Genomic DNA, 20,358 nt, shown 5'->3' on the forward strand with positions numbered 1-20,358 from the left:
CAGGTGCTCAAGCCCTTGGCCATCATCGCTGCGCTCCATCATCTCACCCATTACCGCTACGACCGGCCGGTCACGCTCGGGCCGCAGATCATTCGCTTGAGGCCGGCGCCGCATTGCCGCGCCGCGATCAACAGCTATTCGCTGAAGGTCACGCCGGCCGAGCATTTCGTGAACTGGCAGCAGGATCCGAGCGGCAACTGGCTGGCGCGCTATGTCTTCCCGGAGCCGGTCACCGAGTTCCGCATCGAGGTCGATCTCGTCACCGAACTTTCGATCATCAATCCGTTCGACTTCTTCGTCGAGACCGACGCCGAGATCTTCCCCTTCACCTATCCGGAAGAGCTGCGGGCCGAGCTCGCGCCCTATCTCGTCACCGAGCCGGCCGGGCCGCTGCTGGAAGCCTTCCTCGCCACGATCCCGCGCGAGCCGACCAACACCGTCAACTTCGTGGTCGATCTCAATGCGAGGCTGGCGGGCTATGTCGCCTATGGCATCCGCATGGAGCCCGGCGTGCAGGAGCCAGAGCACACGCTCGATATCAAATCCGGCTCCTGCCGCGATTCGAGCTGGCTGCTCGTCCAGATCCTGCGCCATCTGGGCCTCGCGGCACGCTTCGTCTCGGGCTACCTGATCCAGATGAAGGCGGATATCGATCCGCTGGAAGGCCCGCGCGGCACCGACAAGGACTTCACCGACCTGCATGCCTGGGCCGAGGTCTATATTCCCGGCGCCGGCTGGATCGGGCTCGACCCGACCTCGGGGCTGCTGACCGGCGAGGGCCATCTGCCGCTGGCAGCGACGCCGCATTACCGCTCGGCCGCGCCGGTCTCGGGCGTCGCGAGCTATGCCGAGACGACCTTCGACTTCGACATGACTGTATCGCGCGTGCATGAGGTGCCGCGTATCACCCTGCCCTTCTCCGACGAATCCTGGCAGCGGCTCGATGCGCTCGGCGAGCAGGTCGAGGCCGACCTCCAGGCCGGCGATGTCCGCCTGACCATGGGCGGCGAGCCGACCTTTGTCTCGATCGACGACCAGACCGGCGAGGAATGGAACACGGCCGCCGTCGGGCCGACCAAGCGCCAGCGCGCCGACGTCATGATCCGCAAGCTGCGCGAGCGCTTCGCACCCGGCGGCATGCTGCATTACGGCCAGGGCAAGTGGTATCCGGGCGAGAGCCTGCCGCGCTGGGCCTTCGCGCTCTACTGGCGGCAGGACGGCGAGCCGATCTGGCGCGATGCCGCGCTGATCGCGCGCGAACCGGGCGCGCCCACCGGCGGAGACCGCGAGCTGGAAGCCGGCGCGACGATCGCCGAGGCCGAGGCGCTGGCGGCCGGCCTGTCCGACAAGCTGGGCTTAGGCGCCGATTATGTCGTGCCGGCCTATGAGGACACCGGCTACTGGCTGCTGAAGGAGGCCCAGCTTCCCGACAATGTCGACCCGCTCGACCCGCGCCTGGCCGACCCGGAAGAGCGGGCCCGCATGCAGCAGGTCTTCCAGCTCGGGCTGGGCAAGCCGCGCGGCTATGTGATTCCGGTGCAGCGCTGGCAGAGCCAGGCCGGCGACAAGCGCTGGCGCTCGGAGAAGTGGAAACTGCGCCGGGGCAAGCTCTTCCTCGTGCCGGGCGACTCGCCTGTCGGCTATCGCCTGCCGCTCGGCTCGCTGCCGGTCGTGCCGAAAGCCGAGTATCCGCATATCCACCCGCAGGACCCGATGGAGGACCGCGCGCCGCTGCCGCGTTCGGCCGGCGGTTTCGCTCAGGCGGCCGACCCGCCGGCGCAGGCTGCGCCGATCCGCGTGGAAGCGCCCTCTCCGCAACAGATGTCGCGCTCCGTCGAGACGGCGGGCGCCAGCGCGCAGGACCGGACCGAGCAGGAGATCGGCGGCGAGCATGTCCGCACCGCGATCAGCCTCGAAATCCGCGACAACGTGCTGTGCGTCTTCCTGCCGCCGGTCGAGCGGCTGGAGGATTATCTCGACCTGATCGCCAGCGTCGAGCAGGTGGCGCGAGAACGCGGCCAGCCCGTCCATATCGAAGGCTATCCGCCGCCGAGCGACCCGCGCCTCAACGTCGTCAAGGTGACGCCCGACCCCGGCGTGATCGAGGTCAACATCCACCCGGCGCGCAACTGGCGCGAGGCGGTCGAGATCACGCGCGGCGTCTATGAGGAGGCGCGGCAATCGCGGCTCTGCGCCGAGAAATTCATGGTCGACGGGCGCCATACCGGCACTGGCGGCGGCAACCATGTCGTGCTCGGCGGGTCCACACCGCCCGATTCGCCCTTCCTGCGCCGGCCGGACCTGATCAAGAGCCTCGTGCTCTACTGGAACCGGCACCCATCGCTGTCCTATCTGTTCTCAGGCCTGTTCATCGGCCCGACCAGCCAGGCGCCGCGCATCGACGAAGGCCGGCACGACGCGCTCTACGAGCTCGAGATCGCACTGGCCAAGATCCCGCAGCCGGGCGAGCCTGCGATCCCGCTCTGGCTGGTGGACCGGCTGCTGCGCAACCTCTTGGTCGACGTCTCCGGCAACACCCACCGCACCGAGATTTGCATCGACAAATTGTATTCGCCCGACGGGCCGACGGGGCGGCTCGGGCTGATCGAGTTCCGCGGCTTCGAGATGCCGCCGGATTCACGCATGAGCCTGGCGCAGCAACTGCTCGTGCGGGCGCTGATCGCCTGGTTCTGGCGCGAGCCGCAGACCGGCGGGCTGGTGCGCTGGGGCACCACCTTGCATGACCGCTTCATGCTTCCCGAGATGGTCTGGCAGGATTTCAAGGACGTGCTCGGCGATCTCGGTCGCGCCGGCTATGCCTTCGATCCCGTCTGGTTCGAGGCGCAGGCGGAGTTTCGCTTCCCGTTCTTCGGCAAGGTCGAGCATGGCGGCGTCGAGATCGAGATCCGGCAGGCGCTCGAACCCTGGCATGTCATGGGCGAGGAAGGGGCGATCGGCGGCACGGTGCGCTATGTCGACAGCTCCGTGGAGCGGCTCCAGGTCAAGGCGAAGGGGCTCGTGCCCGGCCGCCACCTGATCACCTGCAACGGACGGCGCCTGCCGATGACGCCTGCGGGCGGCGCGGGCGAGAGCGTCGCGGGACTGCGCTTCAAGGCGTGGCAACCGGCGTCGGGCCTGCATCCGACGATTCCGGTGCATGCGCCGCTGACCTTCGACATCGTCGATACCTGGGTCGGACGCTCGCTCGGCGGTTGCGTCTATCATGTCGCCCATCCCGGCGGTCGCAATTATGAGACTCCGCCTGTGAATTCCTACGAAGCGGAGGCGCGCCGGCTCGCACGTTTCGAAGCGATCGGTCATACTCCCGGCGCGCTGGCGATTCCGCCTGAAGAGCGCAGCGCCGAATTCCCGCTCACCCTGGATTTGAGGCGTCCCCCCGGAGTGTAGACGCAAGCGATGGCATTGCAGGGGCGATCACCGTCGGCACGCACCAGAACGGAGCGGCGCAACGCGCTGCTGGCCGGATATCGGCCGCTACCGGGCGTGCATGACGAGCTGATCGGTCGCGACGGCCAGGTGCGCCCGCAATGGGAGCCGTTCCTGGCGGAGTGGTGCGCATTCTCGCCCGAGGAGCTGAACCAGCGCTTTGGCCTCGCCGACCGGCATGTCCACGACACCGGCGTGTCCTACCGCGTCCATGGCGATCTCGACGAACACGATCCCGCAGCGGGCGAGCGGGCCTGGCCGTTGAGCCATGTGCCGCTCGTGATCACCGGCGCGGAATGGGAGACGATCGCGGCCGGCGTGGCGCAGCGCGCGCAACTGCTCGGCACGCTGCTCGACGACATCTACGGCCCGGGCGAGATGATCGCGAACGGGCTCCTGCCGGCTTCCGTCCTCACCGGCAGCCCGGATTATCTGCGGCCGCTGCAGGGCGCGCCGGGCGGTGGGGCGCTGCAGCTCTATGCCGCCGATCTCGGGCGCGGGCCGGATGGGCGCTGGTGGGTGCTGCAGGACCGCACGCAGGCGCCCTCGGGTACCGGCTATGCGCTGGAGAACCGGCTCGCCTTGTCCCGTGCCTTCCCGGACATGTTCCGGAGCATGAACATCGAGCGGCTGGCGGCCTTCTTCCAGGGCTTCCGCGCCGGCCTCGTGGCCAGCTCGAAGCGCGTCGAGCCTCGCATTTGCCTGCTGACGCCCGGCCCGCTCAACGAGAGCTATTTCGAGCAGACCTATCTGGCGCGCTATCTCGGCTTCCTCCTGGTCGAGGGCGGCGACCTGGTCATGCGCGAGGGACGCGTGCATGTCCGCACCATCGCCGGGCTGAAGCGCGCCGATGTGATCTGGCGGCGCATCGACGGCGATTTCTCGGACCCGCTGGAACTCAACGCGCATTCGGCACTCGGCGTCGCCGGCCTCGTCCAGGCCGTGCGCAAGGGCAGCGTCCATATCGCCAACGGGCTCGGCTCCGGCGTCGTCGAGGCGCGGGCGCTGATGGGGTTCCTGCCGGCCCTGGGCGAGCGGCTGCTGGGCGAGGAGATGATCCTGCCCAATGTCGCGACCTGGTGGTGTGGCCAGCCGCGCGAGCGCGCCGCCGTGCTCGACCGTCTCGACGAGATGAGCATCGCGCCGGCCTTCCGCAGCGCGGGCGGTGGGCTCGACACCGGCCCGGTGGTGGTCGCCGACCTGCCTTCCGGGGAGCGGGACGCCTTGCGGGCCCGGATCGAGGCGCGCGGCATGGACTATGTCGGGCAGGAGGTCGTGCGGCTTTCGACGACGCCGGTTTTCCAGAACGGCCGCCTGCAGCCGCGCCCGATGACTCTGCGCGTCTTCGCCGCCGCCACGCCGGACGGCTGGAAGGTGATGCCCGGCGGCTTCTGCCGGATCTCGGACGAGCCCGATGCGCGCGCCGTCAGCATGCGAAGCGGCGTGCGCTCCAGCGACGTCTGGGTGACGTCCGACCGGCCGGTCGACCCGGTGACGCTGCTGCCGACACCGGACCGCATCACGATCCACCGCGTCACCGGCACGCTGCCGAGCCGCGCTGCCGACAACCTGTTCTGGCTCGGGCGCTATCTGGAACGCACCGAGGCGACGCTGCGGCTGGTGCGGGCGCTGCTTGGCCGGCTGATCGACGCCGACGTCACAAATCCGGCCCGTCCCGACACGGTGCGGCGGCTGGCCAATATCCTGGTCGCCTGGGGCGCCGCGCCCAGCGGCAAAGGGGTGGCTTCGAAGGCGCGCGGCCCCGCTGCCGGCAAGCTCTCGCCGATTCTGGCGCAGGCGACGGCCGCGCTTTACGACGCCGCCGAATACGGCTCGGCGCGCGCCAATGTCGGAGAAGCCCGGCGCACGGCCTCGGTCATCCGCGAGCGGCTCTCCATCGACGCCTGGCGGCTGTTCGGCGACCTGCTGCGCCAGCTGACGCTCGAACCGGGGCGGCAGCCGAGCGAAGGCGAAGTCTACGAGGTCGCGGACCGCGCCCTGAAGACGCTCGCCGCCTTCTCGGGGCTCAGCCAGGAGAACATGGTGCGCGGGCCGGGCTGGCGCTTCCTCGACATCGGCCGCCGGATCGAGCGCGGCATCGCGACCTGCCGTTTCGCCCGCCATTTTGCCGAAGCGAATGCGCCGAGCGACGGACTCGACGCGCTGCTCGACCTGACCGATTCCCAGATCACCTATCGCTCGCGCTACATGGTCGGCGCCAGCCTTCAGCCCGTGGTCGATCTCGTGATGCTCGACCCGTATAATCCGCGCTCGGTCGCCTTCCAGGTCGATCGCCTCGACACCGAAATCCGGGACCTGCCTTCCCTGACCGAGGACGGCATGCTCGAGGCGCCGCGCCGGCTGGTCCTGAAGCTTGCAGCCGAATGCCGCACGGCCGAGGCGGCCCGGCTCGACCGCACCGGCATCCTGTTGTTCGAGCAGCTGCTCATGGGGCTTTCGAGCGCCATCGCCGACCGCTACTTCCTCCAGAACAGCGGCCCGGAAGGCTCCCGGCTGACAGGCATCGCGTGATCTACGACGTCCGGCACATCACGACCTACGGCTACAGCCGCATGGTCCCGTTCGCGCGCTGCATCCTGCGCCTGCAGCCGCGCAACGATGGCGGCCAGAGCGTTCGGACGAGCGAGCTCATCATCACGCCGCGCCCGGCCGAGCGTCTCGACGGAATCTGCTTCTTCGGCAACCGGATGACCACGCTGACGATCGCCAAGCCGCATCGCGAACTCAAGGTCGAGATGCGCGCGCGCGTCGAGGTGAACCGGACGCCCCCGCCCTTCCCCGGCCTGACGCGGCACTGGGAGGAGGTCTCGACGCTGGCGCTGGCCTCGGACAGCCTGGCGCCGGATTCCCCGGCCCATCATCTCTATCCGAGCCGGCTGGTGCCGCCCGTCACGGCTGTGACCGATTATGCCCGCACGAGCTTCCCGCCGCTGCGCCCCGTGCTGGAAGCGGCAAGCGAGCTGATGGCGCGCATCCGCCGCGACTTCACTTATGATCCCGACGCGACCGAGGTCTCGACGCCGCTGGAGGAGGCCTTCCGCGAGCGCCATGGCGTCTGCCAGGATTTCGCGCATGTGATGATCGCGGGTTTGCGCGGCCTCGGGCTGCCGGCGGCCTATGTCAGCGGCTATATCCGCACCATCCCGCCGCCGGGCGAGAAGCGTCTCGAAGGCGCCGATGCCAGCCACGCCTGGGTGATGCTCTGGTGCGGACCCGAGACCGGCTGGATCGGGCTCGACCCGACCAACGACCTGATCGTCGCCGACGACCATATCGTCACCGCCTTCGGCCGCGATTATGCCGACGTCTCGCCGCTCGACGGCGTGCTGGTCGGGCCCGGCTCGCAAAAGGTCGGCATCGCCGTCGACGTCATTCCGGTGGTCTAACGAAGCCTCCCGCGGTGGCTCGGCCCCGCTCAGATAACGCTTCTCTTTGAATGGTTGCCATGGCAACTTGTTCGATGAAGACGCCGCCGGCTGATTGCGCCGGGCAAGGCGCGAGCCGGGAGGACGCATGCGGACGCAGGTCGCCATCATCGGAGCCGGACCGGCGGGGCTGCTGCTTGGACAATTGCTGCACCAAGCCGGCATCGACAGCGTCATCCTGGAACGGAGGAGCCATGACTACGTGCTGTCGCGGATCAGGGCCGGCGTCCTCGAACAGGGCACCGTCGGCCTGCTCGACAAGGTAGGGGCGAGCTCGAGGCTGCATGCCGAGGGATTGTCCCATGACGGCTTCGACCTGCTCTTCGGACAAAAGCGGCACCGCATCGCGCTCGACCGCCTGACCGGCGGCAAGCACGTCACCATCTACGGACAGACCGAGGTGACGCGCGACCTGATGGACCAGCGCGCCGCGCAGAACGGCAAGACCGTCTTCGAGGCGGGCGATGTCGCGCTGCACGACTTCGGCGGCACCAGCCCCTTCGTGACCTATGTCGAGGATGGCATCACACGGCGGCTCGACTGCGACGTCATCGCCGGCTGCGACGGCTATCACGGCGTCTCGCGCGCCAGCGTTCCCGCGAGCGCGCTGCAGATCTTCGAGCGGATCTATCCGTTCGGCTGGCTCGGCGTCCTGGCCGATGTGCCGCCGGTCTCGCATGAACTGATCTATGCCCGCGGCGAGCGCGGCTTCGCGCTGTGCTCGATGCGTTCGGGCACGCGCAGCCGCTATTACATCCAGTGCGACCAGGGCGAGCGCGTCGATGCCTGGTCGGATGAGCGCTTCTGGGACGAGTTGCGCCGCCGGCTCGATCCCGCTTCGGCCGAGGCTCTGGTGACCGGCCCCTCGATCGAGAAATCGATCGCGCCGCTCCGCTCCTTCGTGGCCGAGCCGATGCGCTTCGGCCGTCTGTTCCTGGCTGGCGATGCAGCCCATATCGTGCCGCCGACGGGGGCCAAGGGGCTGAACCTCGCCGCCAGCGACGTGCATTACCTGTTCGAGGCGCTGACCGAGTTCTTCGTCGAGCGCTCGCAGGCCGGCATCGACGCCTATTCACAGCGCGCGCTGGCGCGGGTCTGGAAGGCCGAGCGCTTCTCGTGGTGGCTGACCTCGCTGATGCACGTCTTCCCGGAGCAGAGCCCGTTCGAGCAGCGCATCCAGCAGGCCGAACTCGATTATCTCGTCTCCTCGCAGCATGCCATGGCGGCGTTGGCGGAGAACTATGTCGGGCTGCCGTACTGAGGCTCAGGCGGCTTGGCGGGGCCGCCGGTCATCACATGCGTTTCGCCCCAGGCTTTCAGCGCCATGATGACGGGCTCGAGCGTGCGTCCCTTCGCCGACAGGCTGTATTCGACGCGCGGCGGCACCTCGGCGAAGACAACCCGGACGACCAGCCCATCCGCCTCCAGCTCACGCAGTTGTGTGGTCAGCATGCGCTGCGTCAGACCCGGCAGTCGGCGGCGGATGGCATTGAAGCGCAGTGTGCCCTCGAACAGATGATAGAGCAGGATACCCTTCCATTTGCCGCCAATAAGGCTCAGCGCCGCGTCCACGGGGCAGCCTGGCGAGCCGTAGGGTTCCTGGAAACGCGGCGGCATCACGGTATCCTTTTCGATACTATCGGCGGAAATTGTGCGTACTTGCGTATTGGTATGCTAGCTTTCATCTCGCCTGCATTGCAATGCAGGAGACACCCATGCGCGCCATTGGCTTTCGCGAACCGCATCCCATCACCGCCGAAACCAGCCTGATCGAGATCGAACTCCCCGACCCGGTGGCGACGGGGCAGGACTTGCTGGTGGAGATCAAAGCGATTTCGATCAATCCCGCCGACGCCAAGACCCGAATGCGGCCTTTGCCCGAAGGAACCGAATTCCGGGTTCTGGGTTGGGACGCGGCCGGAGTCGTCCGCGCGACAGGGCCGCAGGTGACCCGGTTCCAACCAGGCGACACGGTCTTCTATGCCGGCGCCATCGACCGACCCGGCTGCAATGCCGAGCTTCACCTGGTCGATCAAAGGATCGTCGCTCACAAGCCGCGGGCGCTGAACTTCGCGGAAGCGGCGGCACTGCCGCTCACCGCGATCACGGCATGGGAAGCCCTGTTCGATCGGCTCGATGTCGCCAAGCCCGTGCCCGGGGCTGCGGACGCCATCGTCATCATCGGGGGCGCCGGCGGCGTGGGCTCGATTGCGATCCAGCTCGCAAGGCAGCTCACACCCCTGACCGTGATCGCGACAGCGTCGCGATCCGAAACACGCGAATGGGCGCTTTCGCTCGGCGCGCATCATGTCATCGATCACACTCGGCCACTCCCGCCGCAGATTGCCGAGCTCGGGATCGGCGCGCCGGGCCTGGTCTTCTCGACCACCCATACCGACACCCATCTCCACGACATCAACGCGTTCATCGCGCCGCAGGGCCGGCTCGCGCTGATCGACAATCCGCCAAGCCTCGACATCATGCCGCTGATGGCGAAAAGCATCTCCACGCATTGGGAGTTGATGTTCACGCGCTCGCTGTTCCAGACCGCCGACATGCAGGCGCAGGGCGATCTGCTGGGCGAGGTCGCGCGACTGGTCGATGCCGGCGAGATCCGCACGACGCTGACCGAGACCTATGGCGCGATCAACGCCGCCAATCTCAAGCGGGCGCACGCTATGATCGAGAGCCACCGCACCATGGGGAAGATCGTGCTCGAAGGCTTCTGAGACAAAAAGGGCCGCGCCTTCATGGCGCGGCCCTTCAAAAGCGGTCTGGAGCGATTGACTCAGGCGAGCGTGTAGGCGGTCTTCACCGTGGTGTAGAACTCTCTGGCGTAGGCGCCCTGCTCGCGGGCGCCGTAGCTCGAGCCCTTCCGGCCGCCGAAGGGCACGTGGTAATCGACACCTGCGGTGGCGAGGTTGACCATCACCATGCCGGCCTCGGCGTTGCGCTTGAAATGCGTCGCATGCTTCAGCGAGGTCGTGCAAATGCCCGAGGACAGGCCGAACTCGGTGTCGTTGGCGACGCTGAGCGCCTCCTCGTAATCCTTGACGCGGATGATGTTGGCGACGGGTCCGAAGACCTCCTCGCGCGAGATGCGCATGGCGTTCGTCGTCTCGGTGAACAGCGCCGGCTGGAGATAGAAGCCGGGCGTCTCGCGGTTCAGGAGCTCGCCGCCCCAGGCGAGCTTGCCGCCCTCGTCCTTGGCGATCTGGATGTATTTCAGGTTCTGGTCGAGCTGGCTCTGGTCGACGACCGGGCCGATATGGGTACCGGCCTTGAGCGCGTCGTCAACGACCACGCCCTTCAGCCGCTCGACGCAGGCCTCGACGAAGCGGTCATGGATGCCGGCCTGGACGATCAGGCGCGAGGACGCGGTGCAGCGCTGGCCCGTCGAGAAGAAGGCGCCCTGGACGGCGGCCTCGACCGCGACCTTGAGATCGGCGTCGTCGAGCACCACGAGCGGGTTCTTGCCGCCCATCTCGAGCTGGACCTTCTTCATCGGCGAGGAGGCGATGCAGGCCTCGGCGATCTTGCGGCCGGTCGAGACCGAGCCGGTGAAGGAGATGGCGTGCACGTCCTTGTGCTGCAGCAGCGCCTGGCCGACGACCGCGCCGCGGCCCATGACGAGGTTCAGCACGCCCTTGGGCAGGCCGGCGCGCTGGAGGATGTCGACCAGCGCCCAGGCCGAGCCCGGCACGAGATCGGCCGGCTTGATGACGACGCAATTGCCATGGGCGAGCGCAGGCGCGATCTTCCAGGCCGGGATCGCGATCGGAAAGTTCCAGGGCGTGATCATGCCGACGATGCCCACCGGCTCGCGGGTGATCTCGACACCGACGCCCGGACGCACGGAGGGCAGCATCTCACCGGTCAGGCGCAGGCACTCGCCGGCGAAGAAGGCGAAGACCTGGCCGGCGCGGCCGGCTTCGCCGATGCCCTCGGCGAGGGTCTTGCCCTCTTCGCGCGAGAGCAGGCGGCCGAGATCTTCCTTGCGGGCGAGAATCTCGTCGGAGGCCTTCTTCAGGATCTCGTAGCGCTCCTGCGGGCCGGAACGGCTCCAGGCGGGGAACGCAGCCTTGGCGGCGGCGACCGCATCGTTGAGCTGCTCGACGGAGCCTTGCGCATACTCGCCGACGACATCGTTGGTGTTCGACGGATTGATGTTGCGCGAAGCATTCGCGGCTCCGGCCCACTCGCCAGCGATCAGGTTCTTGAACATCTCGGTCATTGACGGCCTCCCACGGCATTTCGTGCTCGTGGGGGGTTTAGCGTCTTTGGTGCGGGATGACCAATGCCGCTGGGGGATCGCTCAAGTCCGTTGGTGCATGATGGACCGGGTGTTCAGAACTCGGCGTCGAGCTCTTCCAGTTCCTCGGGCTCGGATTTCGCCGATTCGATCCAGCGCTTGAGAGCGGGCCAGGCCGAGATCGCCTTGCAATAGGCCTGGCATTGCGCGTCGAGCGGGACGTCATAGGTCAGGAAGCGCAGGCAGACCGGCGCATACATCGCATCGGCCATGGTCAGGGATTTGCCGAAGAGATAGGGCCCGCCATGGCTGGCAAGGCATTCGCGCCATATCTCCGTGACGCGGTCGATATCGGCCTGGGCGCCGGCCCAGACCTTGAAGCCCGGATAATGCGCCTTGAGGTTCATCGGCAAGGCCGAACGCAGATTGGCAAAGCCCGAATGCATTTCGCCGCAGATGGCGCGGCAATGCGCCCGCGCCGCGGCGTCCTTCGGCAGCAGCCCGGCATCCGGCTTGATCTCGTCGAGATAGGCGGCGATCGCGAGCGTATCCCAGACCTTGATGCCGTCATGGGTCAGTCGAGGCACGAGGAAGGAAGGCGACAACAGCAGCAGTTCCGCGCGGGCGGAGGGGTCGTCGACCGAGAGCATGTGCTCCTCGACCTCCAGCCCGGCCAGCACGCAAAGCAGCCAGCCGCGCAGCGACCATGAGGAATAATTCCTGCTGCTGATGGTGAGGGTCGCGGCGGTCATGGGCGTCGTCCTCGGCGAAGAAGCTCCCAGCATAGCAAGAGATGTTCCAATGAGCGCCGCATTATAGAAAGATTCTTGCGGAAACCGAATTTTGCGGTGCAACATGACGGCTGCAGGACGCCGCCTGTCGGCATCGCCGCCGGCAGGCGGCCATGCCTTGCCCGCCCGAGGTCGCATACTGATGCTCTATCTCGCCTATCAGGCCCAGTCCGACTTCATGAATCCGGCCAAGATGCTGGCGCAAGGGGCGCTGGCCGCGCTCGGCGCCCGGGCGATGGCGGGCCAGCCCGTCGATCTGCGCGCGGTCTCGGCCGCCTATGAGATGGTGACGCGCGCGGGGCTGACACATGAGCGCCCGCCCTATGACATTGACACTGCGCGCGACGGCAACCGCGACGTCCCCGTCGCGGAGGAGGTCGTGCTGACCCTCCCCTTCGGCAGCCTGCTACGCTTCCGCAAGGACAGCGACACGCCCCAGGCGAAGGTGCTGGTGGTGGCGCCGATGTCGGGCCATTTTGCGACGTTGCTGCGTGGCACGGTCGCGACGCTGTTGCGCGACCATGACGTCTATATCACCGACTGGCACAACGCCCGCGATGTCAGCCTCGAACACGGCCCGTTCGGCTATGACGATTATGTCGATACGTTGATCCGCTTCATCGAAACGCTGGGAGACCAGACCCATGTCGTCGCGGTGTGCCAGCCCTGCGTCCAGGTGCTCACTGCCGCGGCCGTCATGGCGCAGGCGGGAAGCGCCTTCCAGCCGCGCAGCATGACGCTGATGGCGGGCCCGGTCGATACCCGGGTCAACCCGACGACGGTCAACAGGCTCGCCAGCGACAAGCCGATCGAGTGGTTCCGGAAGAACCTGATCGCCACTGTGCCGTCGCGCTATCCGGGCGGCGGCCGCAAGGTCTATCCGGGCTTCGTCCAGCTCGGCGCTTTTCTGGCGATGAACATGCAGCGGCACATCAACGCCCATATCGACCTGTTCACCCACCTCGCGACCGGCGACACGGAGGAGGCGCAGAAGATCAAGTCGTTCTACGACGAGTACTTCGCTGTGCTCGACCTGCCGGCGGAGTTCTATCTCGAGACCGTGCAGTGGATCTTCCAGGAGGCGAGGCTGGCCGCGCGCACGCTGACCTATCGCGGCGAGACCGTCGATTGCCGGGCGATCCGCAAGACGGCGCTGCTCACGGTCGAGGGCGAGCGCGACGACATCTGCGCGCTCGGGCAGACGTCGGCGGCGCATGATCTGTGCTCGGGGCTCAAACCCTTCCGCAAGCGCCATCACATGCAGGCGGGCGTCGGGCATTACGGCGTGTTCTCGGGCCGCAAATGGGACGGGCAAATCTATCCGATCGTCCGCAACATGATCCTCGCCAACAGTTGAAGAGCGGCGCGGGTCAGACCCGGACCGCTTACTTCTCCTTGATGGATAGCCCGTTCTTGCCGACGGAGATCTCGACGCCCTCGGGCTGCTTCTTTTCCTGATAGAGCGCGTAGGCGGTGACGGCGAGGCCGGCAACGAGGACCACGACGAGGGCGACAAGCAGATTGCGGGATGCGGGCATGAGACTTCCGGGTGAGAACCGCTGATGATGCGGCGCGTTGTGAACCCGCAATGCGGGGTTATGTTCCCGCAGCGCAGCATGGTCGGCTGCAAGGATCACGACCGCGCCGACGCTCGACGACTCCAATTCGAAACCAGGCAAACGGCTGGGCTCGAAGAGCGCGATTGACAGCCGGACGGGCTGGCACCCTGATGGGGAACGTCATGCGAGCGTCAGCGTTTCATCGTTAGCTGCCGCCGCCATCGTTGCATCAGGAGGGCGCGCCATGCCGGAAACCGAACTCCAGCAGACGATCTGGTCCGCGATCGACCGTCACCCGGTCTGCATGGTCACGACGGTCGCCGATGGGGCGATCCGGACGCGGCCGATGTCGGGCCATATCGACCGTGAGAACCACCGCCTCCTGTTCGTGACCCATCGCCATACCGGGGCGCTCGCCGAGGCGCTGCGCTCGCCCACGGTCTCGATCGCGATCAGCGAGGAGGACCGCAACTTCTATGCGGCGATCGACTGCACGGCCGCCGAGATCGACGACCGGGACCTGATCCGGCAGATCTGGACACCCATGACGGGCGCCTGGTTTCCCGATGGCCCCGACGATCCCGACGCGATGCTGCTGGCGCTGACGCCGCTCTCGGCGGAGATCTGGAACGGCCCGTCGAGCGGCGTGCTCGTCGCCTTCAAGCTGGCGACGGCCAAGATTCTGGGCCGCCAGCCCGATCTTGGCGTCAACGCGACGATCGACATGCGATAGGATCGGCCCGTCCTGTCACCCGGAGGCTGCCGGCCCGGCATCGGGCGGATCGGCTTCCGCCATTCTCCGGCCAAGCAACGCCACCGCGAGGCTCGACCAGGCGATGCCCAGGCACCAACCGCCGATCACGTCGGTCGGCCAGTGCACGCCGAGATAGACGCGGCTGACGCCGATCAGGACGATCATCACCCAGGCCAGCCAGATGCAGAGCCGCGTGATGTCGTCCCGGTGCGAGGCAAGGCCGATGAAGCCGGCAATGCTCAGCATGGTGGCCGCCGACAGGAAGGCGTGGCCGCTGGGGAAGCTCGCTGTGAAGGTCAGCGCGGCGTGCTCGACGATATCGGGCCGCTCCCGGCCGATCGCGATCTTCAGCCAGGTGCTGACCAGCGTCGCCGAGATCACCGTGACGGCCAGGCCGACCGCGAGATGCCGGTAGCGGCAGAGCCACAGCGTCAGGCTGGCCGCGATCGTCATCATGCCCAACCCGACAAAGCTGCCGAGCGCGGTCACATCGCGCATCGCCTCGCGAAACCAGGCGGGTCCAAGCGGAACCGACAGGTCGCCGCTCTCGCGGAAAAGCAGCACCAGGCTGCGATCGAACGCAAAGCTCCGGCCGGAGGAGATGAACAGCGCAAGGCCCAGAAAGGCAAAGGCGGCAGCAACGGGGATAAGCAGACGCGGCTGAAGCAAGGAGACGGCGACTCCGGGCGATGGATCGGGTCCAGGACGGACATCGCAGATAGACACTGCACCCGCGCTTTCAAAGAGACTGTTTGCGTGCCGCGATCAACCGGATGGCGCCAGGAAGCAGTTTATAGACCAGCGGGCCGGCCTTGCGCTCGACCTCACCGTCGAAGGTTATGTGGCCGCGACGCTTGTCGCGGCGCGTCAACGTCACCTCCGAGCCAGTGAAGGACATCAGGTCGCGGGAGTTGCGCCATTTGCCCGAAACGATCGAGAACGCCGCTTTGCAGCGGGAATAGAGCCCGCCGGCATTGAGGATATGGACCTCGAAAACGCCGCCATCCAGCCGCTCGCGCCGCCATTCGGCGCCGTCGAAGCTGTTGACCGTGACCAGCACGGCATCGGCCTCGACGACGCGGCGCTCCTCGCCGATGCCGACATCGACGGTGATTGCCCGGGTGAACAGGATCGAGCGCGTCGCAGCGACCATGAACGCCACCGCCCGGCTGAACGGAAAGCGGCGGCGGGCATATTCGCGCTCTCGCGCCATCAGGCTGAAGAATCCCATGCCCGAGATCGAATGGAACAGCCGGTCGTTGACGCTGCCGACATCCATGACCACCGGCTCGCCCTTGCAGAGCGCGGCGATCTGGTTTTCGAGCACACCGGCCAGACCGAGATCCCGCCCGAGTACATTGACCGTGCCCAGCGGCAGGACGCCGACTGCCCTGTCCGCCTGCAGCAGGACAGGAAGAACGCCGTTGATCGTGCCGTCGCCACCGGCGATCACCGGCACGCAATCGACGTCCTCGATCGCCAGCGAGAGCGCGTCATCGAGTTCGCGCGGATGCACCAGCCTGACGTCGGCAGAGCAGCCATGGGCCTCGAAGGCAGCGACAATACGCGCGGCAAAAGCCTCCGGCCCTGCCTCGAGCACGGTACCGGCGCGGGCATTGACGATAACGACGTGATGCATGAGGCGACGCGAAAGAGGACCCCGTTCCGGGGCAGGATGGCGATGCGATCAATCCACCGCCGCCCCGAGATATAGGGTCAGATGCTCGCCGACACCATCCGCCGGGCGTTCGCCGGCGTCCGCATGGCGATATCGACCAGCGGCTCCTCGACCTCCTCGGTCGTCACTTCGAAGCGCCGCAGCGTATGCGGGCCGAAGGAACTGACCATCGCCACATCGGTCGCGTCCCGCCCTCTTGCGATAACGACGCGGCCAATGCGCGGCATGTTGTGGCGGGCATCGAAGGTGTACCAGCGGCCGCCGAGGAAGACCTCGAACCAGGCGTTGAAGTCCATCGGCGCCGGATCTCGCGGCACGCCGATATCGCCGAGATAGCCGTTGCAGTAGCGCGCCGGGATATTGACGCAGCGACACAGCGCGACCGCGAGATGCGCAAAATCACGGCAGACGCCGATACGCTCCTCGAAAGCCTCCGCCGCCGTGCGCGTGCTGCGGGCGAAATGGTAGCCGAAGGTCAGGTGGTTATGGACGAAATCGACGATCGCCTGAACGCGTTGCCAGCCCGCCGGGATATGGCCGAACAGGCTCCAGGCCTGCGCCGAGAGCTTGTCGGTCTCGCAGTAGCGGCTGCCCAGGAGGTAGACCAATGCCTCATCTGGAAGACGCGCAGGCGGCACCTCGCCGGCAGCCTGATTGACCGGATCGAGCTCGCCGGAATCCTGGACGAGGCCCTCGGCGCGTAAGGCGATACCACCCGCCGGCGCGGTGATCCGGCGGCAGATGTTGCCGAACGGGTCAATATGCTGCGTCGCCTCGATCCGCCGCGACGGATCGAGCAGCGAGGTCACGATCATCTCGCCCGGCGTCAGGAGATCGTGCCGGCGCGAGGGATGCACGTCGAGCAGCGTGATGAGCGGCAATTCCTGCTGGCAGACGATCTCGATGTTGTAGCCGTAGCGGATGTGCATAACGCTCTCATGGGGTTCGCATCGAATGGCCTTCCGCCGTCGATGCCGGACGCAGCGGTCCGGAGCCTGCTGGTGCTCGTCTGCTCGTTCACAGGATAGATGCGCCATCGGCGCGCCCGTCTCACTCACACGGCTTGAGAGTGGTGCTCTCATAAAACGGAAGATGCGGGCCTTTCGGCCCGCATCCCGCCGCCACGACGGTTCGGCTGGGGGGATAGCAACCGCCGCGACCAGCGTCTGGGCGTGCCTACATCATCCAGTAGGGCATCGTGCCGTAGTAATCATGGACGCGCTTGCCATAGGCTTTGTCGTCCCAGTCGGGCTCACCCTCGCTGTCGTACATGGGGGCGGCCTCGAGCTTGTCCTTTGTCAGCGGGACGACGTAGCCGCCACGGTCGCTGTCGAAATCGAGCACGCTCCACGGAATCGGATGATACTTCTCGCCGAGCCCGAGAAAGCCGCCGAACGACATGATGGCGTAGGCGACCTTGCCCGTCTGCTTGTCGAGCATGACGTCATAGATTTCGCCGAGATGGTCGCCCGCGGTGTTGTAGACCTCCGTGCCAGCGACGCGCGCACCGGCGATGAGCGGGTTCGACGAGGGCCTGGCCCCAAGGGCCGAAGACGTGTCGTGCAGGGTCATGTGCGGATCCTCCGGCTGTGCAGCTGGGCAAGCTGCGGGATTGCCGGATCAACGTGTCTTGCCGGGGAAGGTTCCGCGCCAAATACCGGTTTGGTCAGCCGTTTTGTCGCAGCGTCGGGGACCGTTTTAGCGAAACCGTGGAGCGTAGCCGGGGTGGACAAGCCGAGGCGAAACGTTCGGGAGGAACTTGTGGGAGCTGCAACCGTTGTCCGGAGACGGTCAGCAATGGCCGCGACACCAAGGCGCCCGAATTCAGGCGCCTGCGGCCATTGCTTGTGAACCTCGAAGCGCCAAGGACAGTTCCAATGAAAAAAATCATGATCATCGCTGCCATCGCGGCATCGCTTGGTGCCTGTACGCAGCAGGAAGAGCGCGTCGGCGGCGGCGCCCTGATCGGCGCCGGAACTGGCGCAGTCATCGGCGGCCTGGCCACAGGACGTGCAGGCGGCGCCCTCGCTGGTGCGGCGATCGGCGGCGTCGCTGGCGGCGCGATCGGTGGGGCCACTTCGCCGACCCGCACCTGCGTCGGCCGGGACGAGTATGGCCAGCGCTTCCGTTACGATTGCTGATCGACACGATGCCGGGCTGCCCTTCGAGGCGGCCCGGTTGTCGTGGCCTTGCAAGCTTAGTGACCTTGGGCAGTTCAGACGGCTCCGTAGGGTCCGAAGCGACCGACGAAGCGGTGACGCGAGCCGGGGTAAAGCAGGCGCACAGCCGTCACCGGCGCCCCCTGGTTCCAGGTTCTGCGCTCGATCAGGAGGCAGGGCTGGCCTGCCCCGATCCCGAGAAGTTGTGCGTCGTCCAGTTCGGCGGGAACGGCGCTGATCGCATGCTCGGCCTGGGACCACAGGCTGTTGCGAAGCAGCCAGTCGCCCGGCGGCGTCCGGCTGAAATCCTCCTCGCCTGCCGCCGGCACCGTCGCCAGATGGATTACCCGCTCTTCTAGGACATGAGGCTTGTCGTCGGCGCAATGCAGCGTGACGAGATGCGCGACCTTCTCGCCCCGCTTCAAACCGAAGCGCAGCGCGAGCTCGGCCGAGGGGCGGCCGTCCTCGCGTGACAGAACCTCATAAGTATAGCGCTGTCCGAGCCGCTCGACCTCCTCGGGGATCGAGAGGATGTCGAGCATGGCGTGGCTCGCCGGCGGGCTCGCGACGATGGTGCCCGAGCGGCGGCGGCGTGTGATCAGGCCCTCGCGAGCAAGTTGCACCAGAGCGCGATGCACGGTCATGCGCGAGGCGCCGAGTTGCTCCATCAGCGCATGTTCAGGCGGCACCGACGTCCCCGGCGGCCAGGTTCCGCCCAGGATGAGATCGCGGATCGCGCGCCGAATCTGGTCGTAGATCGGGCCTGCGCCATCGAGCCTCACCGCATCGAGACGGGTCTGCGCCATTGCTTCCGGCGGCGTGGCAGTCACAGCGCGGCCAGCAGCTTGCGCATGACGGCGGCGAAGCGTTCCTTAACCGCGGCGCGCGCCGGATGGCGTCCATCCACGACGACCTGGCGGCCGCCGACGAAGACGTCCCGCACGGGCAGTGCATTGCCGATGAAAATCGCGCTGTCCAGCGCCGCTTCCCCGGTCTTGCCTATGATGGCGGGGTGGTCCGCGTCCAGCGTCACCAGATCGGCGCGCAGGCCCGGCGCGAGCGCGCCTAGCGCGCGTCCACAAGCCTGGGCGCCGCCTGCCGCCGCAGTGCGCCAGAGAGCGACGCCGGTCGAGGCATCGGCTTCGGCCAGGAGAGCGCGGCGACGATCACGGAAGCGCTGCGAATATTCGAGCAGGCGCAGTTCGGAGCCGGCATCGATCTGGATGTTGGAATCGCTGCCGACGCCATAGCGGCCGCCGCCGGCCCGGTAGCGCACGCCATCGAAGATCCCATCCCCCAGACTAGCCTCGGTGATCGGGCACAGGCCCACGACGGCGCCGCTTGCGGCGATCGCATCGCGCTCGGCATCGTCGAGATGGGTGGCGTGGATCAGACACCAGCGCCGGTCGAGTTCGATGGTCTCATTCAGCAGCGCGACGGGGCGGCGGCCCATGATCGCGACGCTGTCCTCGACCTCGCGCATCTGCTCGGCGACATGGATGTGCAGCGGCCCATCGGGGCGCAACGCGGCGAGCCAGCCGAGATCGTCGAGCGCCACCGCCCGCAGCGAATGCGGGGCGAGCCCTAACTTGGCGTCGGGGAGATGGCGGATCGCGGCCTCGCTCGCCTCGATCAGCCTGAGATAGGAGTCGCGGTCGTTGACGAAGCGGCGCTGGCCATGGACCGAAGGAGCCTGGCCGAAATTGCCGAAACGATAGAGCACTGGCAGCAGCGTCAGGCCGAGCCCGGCTTCCTCGGCGGCGGCGGCGATGGCTGCGCCCATCGCGGCGATGTTCTCGTAAGGGCGCCCGTCCTTGTCGTGGTGGAGATAGTGGAACTCGGCGAGCGCGGTGAAGCCACCCTCCAGCATCTCGACGAAGGCCTGGGCGGCAAGCGCCTGGACATCGTCGGGGTCGAGCCGGTCGAGGAAGCGGTACATCACCTCGCGCCAGGTCCAGAAGGAATCCTCGCCCGCGCCGCGACGCTCGGCCAGGCCCGCCATGCCGCGCTGGAAGGCGTGGCTGTGCAGGTTCGGCATGCCGGGCAGCGCGAGACCCGAAAGCCGGATATCATCGGCGCCGGCCGGGACACCGGCCTCGACCGAGGTGATCGTCCCGTCCGCGACGGTGAGCCTGACATGATCGGCAAAGCCTTGCGGCAGCAGGGCTTGCTCCAGATGCAGGGTCAGTGTCACGGCATCGCTCCATTCGCCAATTGCATATGCAATTAAACTCTTGCCATTTGCATATGCAATTAGATAGCATATTCGAAC

The 20,358-nt window shown here is 67.1% G+C and carries 18 protein-coding genes; 8 read left to right on the forward strand and 10 right to left on the reverse strand.

Annotated elements, in window-relative coordinates:
* Nucleotides 1-15: 15 nt before the first annotated feature.
* From AC1DYU_RS10490 to pobA, 4 genes are all read left to right on the forward strand, one after another.
* Nucleotides 16-3,408, forward strand: coding sequence for a transglutaminase family protein (locus AC1DYU_RS10490; protein WP_476791741.1), 3,393 nt, complete (start codon nt 16-18; stop codon nt 3,406-3,408).
* Nucleotides 3,409-3,417: 9 nt separating this feature from the next.
* The gene (locus AC1DYU_RS10495; RefSeq protein ID WP_158482861.1) at nt 3,418-5,979 is read left to right on the forward strand and encodes a circularly permuted type 2 ATP-grasp protein; all 2,562 of its coding nucleotides are present in this window, start codon (nt 3,418-3,420) and stop codon (nt 5,977-5,979) included.
* A complete protein-coding gene (locus AC1DYU_RS10500; protein WP_158482860.1) occupies nt 5,976-6,854 on the forward strand; it encodes a transglutaminase-like domain-containing protein in 879 nt (292 codons plus the stop codon). Before AC1DYU_RS10495 ends, AC1DYU_RS10500 begins: the two co-directional genes overlap by 4 nt.
* Nucleotides 6,855-6,981: 127 nt before the next feature.
* Nucleotides 6,982-8,154 carry a 4-hydroxybenzoate 3-monooxygenase gene (pobA, locus tag AC1DYU_RS10505; protein WP_476791562.1) on the forward strand — a complete coding sequence of 391 codons (1,173 nt, stop codon included), beginning with the start codon at nt 6,982-6,984 and terminating at the stop codon, nt 8,152-8,154.
* Here the strand turns inward: pobA and AC1DYU_RS10510 are convergent.
* Complete coding sequence (locus AC1DYU_RS10510) at nt 8,133-8,510, reverse strand: winged helix-turn-helix transcriptional regulator (RefSeq protein ID WP_158482858.1); 378 nt, start codon at nt 8,508-8,510, stop codon at nt 8,133-8,135. The genes pobA and AC1DYU_RS10510 overlap by 22 nt on opposite strands.
* Before the next feature lie 98 nt (nt 8,511-8,608).
* Between AC1DYU_RS10510 and AC1DYU_RS10515 the strand changes: the two genes are divergently transcribed.
* Nucleotides 8,609-9,622 carry a zinc-binding alcohol dehydrogenase family protein gene (locus AC1DYU_RS10515; protein ID WP_476791563.1) on the forward strand — a complete coding sequence of 338 codons (1,014 nt, stop codon included), beginning with the start codon at nt 8,609-8,611 and terminating at the stop codon, nt 9,620-9,622.
* A gap of 59 nt (nt 9,623-9,681) precedes the next feature.
* Here the strand turns inward: AC1DYU_RS10515 and AC1DYU_RS10520 are convergent, their stop codons facing one another.
* Both AC1DYU_RS10520 and AC1DYU_RS10525 read right to left on the reverse strand, forming a co-directional pair.
* Nucleotides 9,682-11,127 carry an aldehyde dehydrogenase family protein gene (locus tag AC1DYU_RS10520; RefSeq protein WP_476791564.1) on the reverse strand — a complete coding sequence of 482 codons (1,446 nt, stop codon included), beginning with the start codon at nt 11,125-11,127 and terminating at the stop codon, nt 9,682-9,684.
* 113 nt (nt 11,128-11,240) lie between these two features.
* Entirely contained in the window at nt 11,241-11,897 is a 657-nt protein-coding gene (locus tag AC1DYU_RS10525) for a glutathione S-transferase family protein (RefSeq protein ID WP_158482855.1), read from the reverse strand.
* A 181-nt stretch (nt 11,898-12,078) separates the two neighbouring features.
* On the opposite strand from AC1DYU_RS10525, the gene AC1DYU_RS10530 reads away from it, so the two are divergent.
* Nucleotides 12,079-13,293, forward strand: a complete 1,215-nt coding sequence (locus AC1DYU_RS10530) for a polyhydroxyalkanoate depolymerase (protein ID WP_476791565.1) — start codon at nt 12,079-12,081, stop codon at nt 13,291-13,293.
* Between the two features lie 28 nt (nt 13,294-13,321).
* Here AC1DYU_RS10530 and AC1DYU_RS10535 read toward each other — a convergent pair whose 3' ends face one another.
* Complete coding sequence (locus tag AC1DYU_RS10535) at nt 13,322-13,474, reverse strand: hypothetical protein (protein WP_476791566.1); 153 nt, start codon at nt 13,472-13,474, stop codon at nt 13,322-13,324.
* Nucleotides 13,475-13,739: 265 nt separating this feature from the next.
* On the opposite strand from AC1DYU_RS10535, the gene AC1DYU_RS10540 reads away from it, so the two are divergent.
* The gene (locus tag AC1DYU_RS10540; RefSeq protein ID WP_158482853.1) at nt 13,740-14,228 is read left to right on the forward strand and encodes a pyridoxamine 5'-phosphate oxidase family protein; all 489 of its coding nucleotides are present in this window, start codon (nt 13,740-13,742) and stop codon (nt 14,226-14,228) included.
* Between the two features lie 15 nt (nt 14,229-14,243).
* On the opposite strand, the gene AC1DYU_RS10545 is transcribed toward AC1DYU_RS10540, so the two are convergent.
* The 4 genes from AC1DYU_RS10545 to AC1DYU_RS10560 all read right to left on the reverse strand — a co-directional run bounded on the left by AC1DYU_RS10545 (nt 14,244) and on the right by AC1DYU_RS10560 (nt 17,499).
* Nucleotides 14,244-14,918 carry a phosphatase PAP2 family protein gene (locus tag AC1DYU_RS10545; RefSeq protein WP_476791567.1) on the reverse strand — a complete coding sequence of 225 codons (675 nt, stop codon included), beginning with the start codon at nt 14,916-14,918 and terminating at the stop codon, nt 14,244-14,246.
* 70 nt (nt 14,919-14,988) lie between these two features.
* On the reverse strand, nt 14,989-15,888 hold the full coding sequence (locus AC1DYU_RS10550) for a diacylglycerol/lipid kinase family protein (protein WP_476791568.1): 900 nt from the start codon (nt 15,886-15,888) through the stop codon (nt 14,989-14,991).
* A 77-nt stretch (nt 15,889-15,965) separates the two neighbouring features.
* Nucleotides 15,966-16,856 (reverse strand): transglutaminase-like domain-containing protein, encoded by an 891-nt coding sequence (locus AC1DYU_RS10555; RefSeq protein WP_476791569.1) that lies wholly within the window; start codon nt 16,854-16,856, stop codon nt 15,966-15,968.
* Nucleotides 16,857-17,103: 247 nt separating this feature from the next.
* Nucleotides 17,104-17,499: a PRC-barrel domain-containing protein gene (locus tag AC1DYU_RS10560; protein WP_476791570.1), complete on the reverse strand. Its 396-nt coding sequence runs from the start codon at nt 17,497-17,499 to the stop codon at nt 17,104-17,106.
* A gap of 17 nt (nt 17,500-17,516) precedes the next feature.
* Here AC1DYU_RS10560 and AC1DYU_RS10565 point away from each other — a divergent pair, with 17 nt between their 5' ends.
* Nucleotides 17,517-18,068 (forward strand): hypothetical protein, encoded by a 552-nt coding sequence (locus AC1DYU_RS10565; RefSeq protein ID WP_476791571.1) that lies wholly within the window; start codon nt 17,517-17,519, stop codon nt 18,066-18,068.
* A 74-nt stretch (nt 18,069-18,142) separates the two neighbouring features.
* Here the strand turns inward: AC1DYU_RS10565 and hutC are convergent, their stop codons facing one another.
* Together hutC and AC1DYU_RS10575 are read right to left on the reverse strand one after the other, a co-directional pair.
* A complete protein-coding gene (gene hutC / locus AC1DYU_RS10570) occupies nt 18,143-18,892 on the reverse strand; it encodes a histidine utilization repressor (protein ID WP_476791572.1) in 750 nt (249 codons plus the stop codon).
* A gap of 20 nt (nt 18,893-18,912) precedes the next feature.
* A complete protein-coding gene (locus tag AC1DYU_RS10575; protein WP_476791573.1) occupies nt 18,913-20,280 on the reverse strand; it encodes a formimidoylglutamate deiminase in 1,368 nt (455 codons plus the stop codon).
* Nucleotides 20,281-20,358: the final 78 nt, after the last annotated feature.

This window comes from Allobosea sp. P2_B12 (assembly GCF_056404835.1).

What these genes read in the sequence shown, in the direction of transcription:
- AC1DYU_RS10515 (WP_476791563.1), top strand. Translation starts at nt 8,609, where the DNA reads ATGCGCGCCATTGGCTTTCGCGAACCGCATCCCATCACCGCCGAAACC.
- AC1DYU_RS10525 (WP_158482855.1), bottom strand. Translation starts at nt 11,897, where the DNA reads ATGACCGCCGCGACCCTCACCATCAGCAGCAGGAATTATTCCTCATGG.
- hutC (WP_476791572.1), bottom strand. Translation starts at nt 18,892, where the DNA reads ATGGCGCAGACCCGTCTCGATGCGGTGAGGCTCGATGGCGCAGGCCCG.
- AC1DYU_RS10540 (WP_158482853.1), top strand. Translation starts at nt 13,740, where the DNA reads ATGCCGGAAACCGAACTCCAGCAGACGATCTGGTCCGCGATCGACCGT.
- AC1DYU_RS10560 (WP_476791570.1), bottom strand. Translation starts at nt 17,499, where the DNA reads ATGACCCTGCACGACACGTCTTCGGCCCTTGGGGCCAGGCCCTCGTCG.
- AC1DYU_RS10510 (WP_158482858.1), bottom strand. Translation starts at nt 8,510, where the DNA reads ATGCCGCCGCGTTTCCAGGAACCCTACGGCTCGCCAGGCTGCCCCGTG.
- AC1DYU_RS10555 (WP_476791569.1), bottom strand. Translation starts at nt 16,856, where the DNA reads ATGCACATCCGCTACGGCTACAACATCGAGATCGTCTGCCAGCAGGAA.
- AC1DYU_RS10495 (WP_158482861.1), top strand. Translation starts at nt 3,418, where the DNA reads ATGGCATTGCAGGGGCGATCACCGTCGGCACGCACCAGAACGGAGCGG.
- AC1DYU_RS10530 (WP_476791565.1), top strand. Translation starts at nt 12,079, where the DNA reads ATGCTCTATCTCGCCTATCAGGCCCAGTCCGACTTCATGAATCCGGCC.
- pobA (WP_476791562.1), top strand. Translation starts at nt 6,982, where the DNA reads ATGCGGACGCAGGTCGCCATCATCGGAGCCGGACCGGCGGGGCTGCTG.
- AC1DYU_RS10535 (WP_476791566.1), bottom strand. Translation starts at nt 13,474, where the DNA reads ATGCCCGCATCCCGCAATCTGCTTGTCGCCCTCGTCGTGGTCCTCGTT.
- AC1DYU_RS10520 (WP_476791564.1), bottom strand. Translation starts at nt 11,127, where the DNA reads ATGACCGAGATGTTCAAGAACCTGATCGCTGGCGAGTGGGCCGGAGCC.
- AC1DYU_RS10550 (WP_476791568.1), bottom strand. Translation starts at nt 15,888, where the DNA reads ATGCATCACGTCGTTATCGTCAATGCCCGCGCCGGTACCGTGCTCGAG.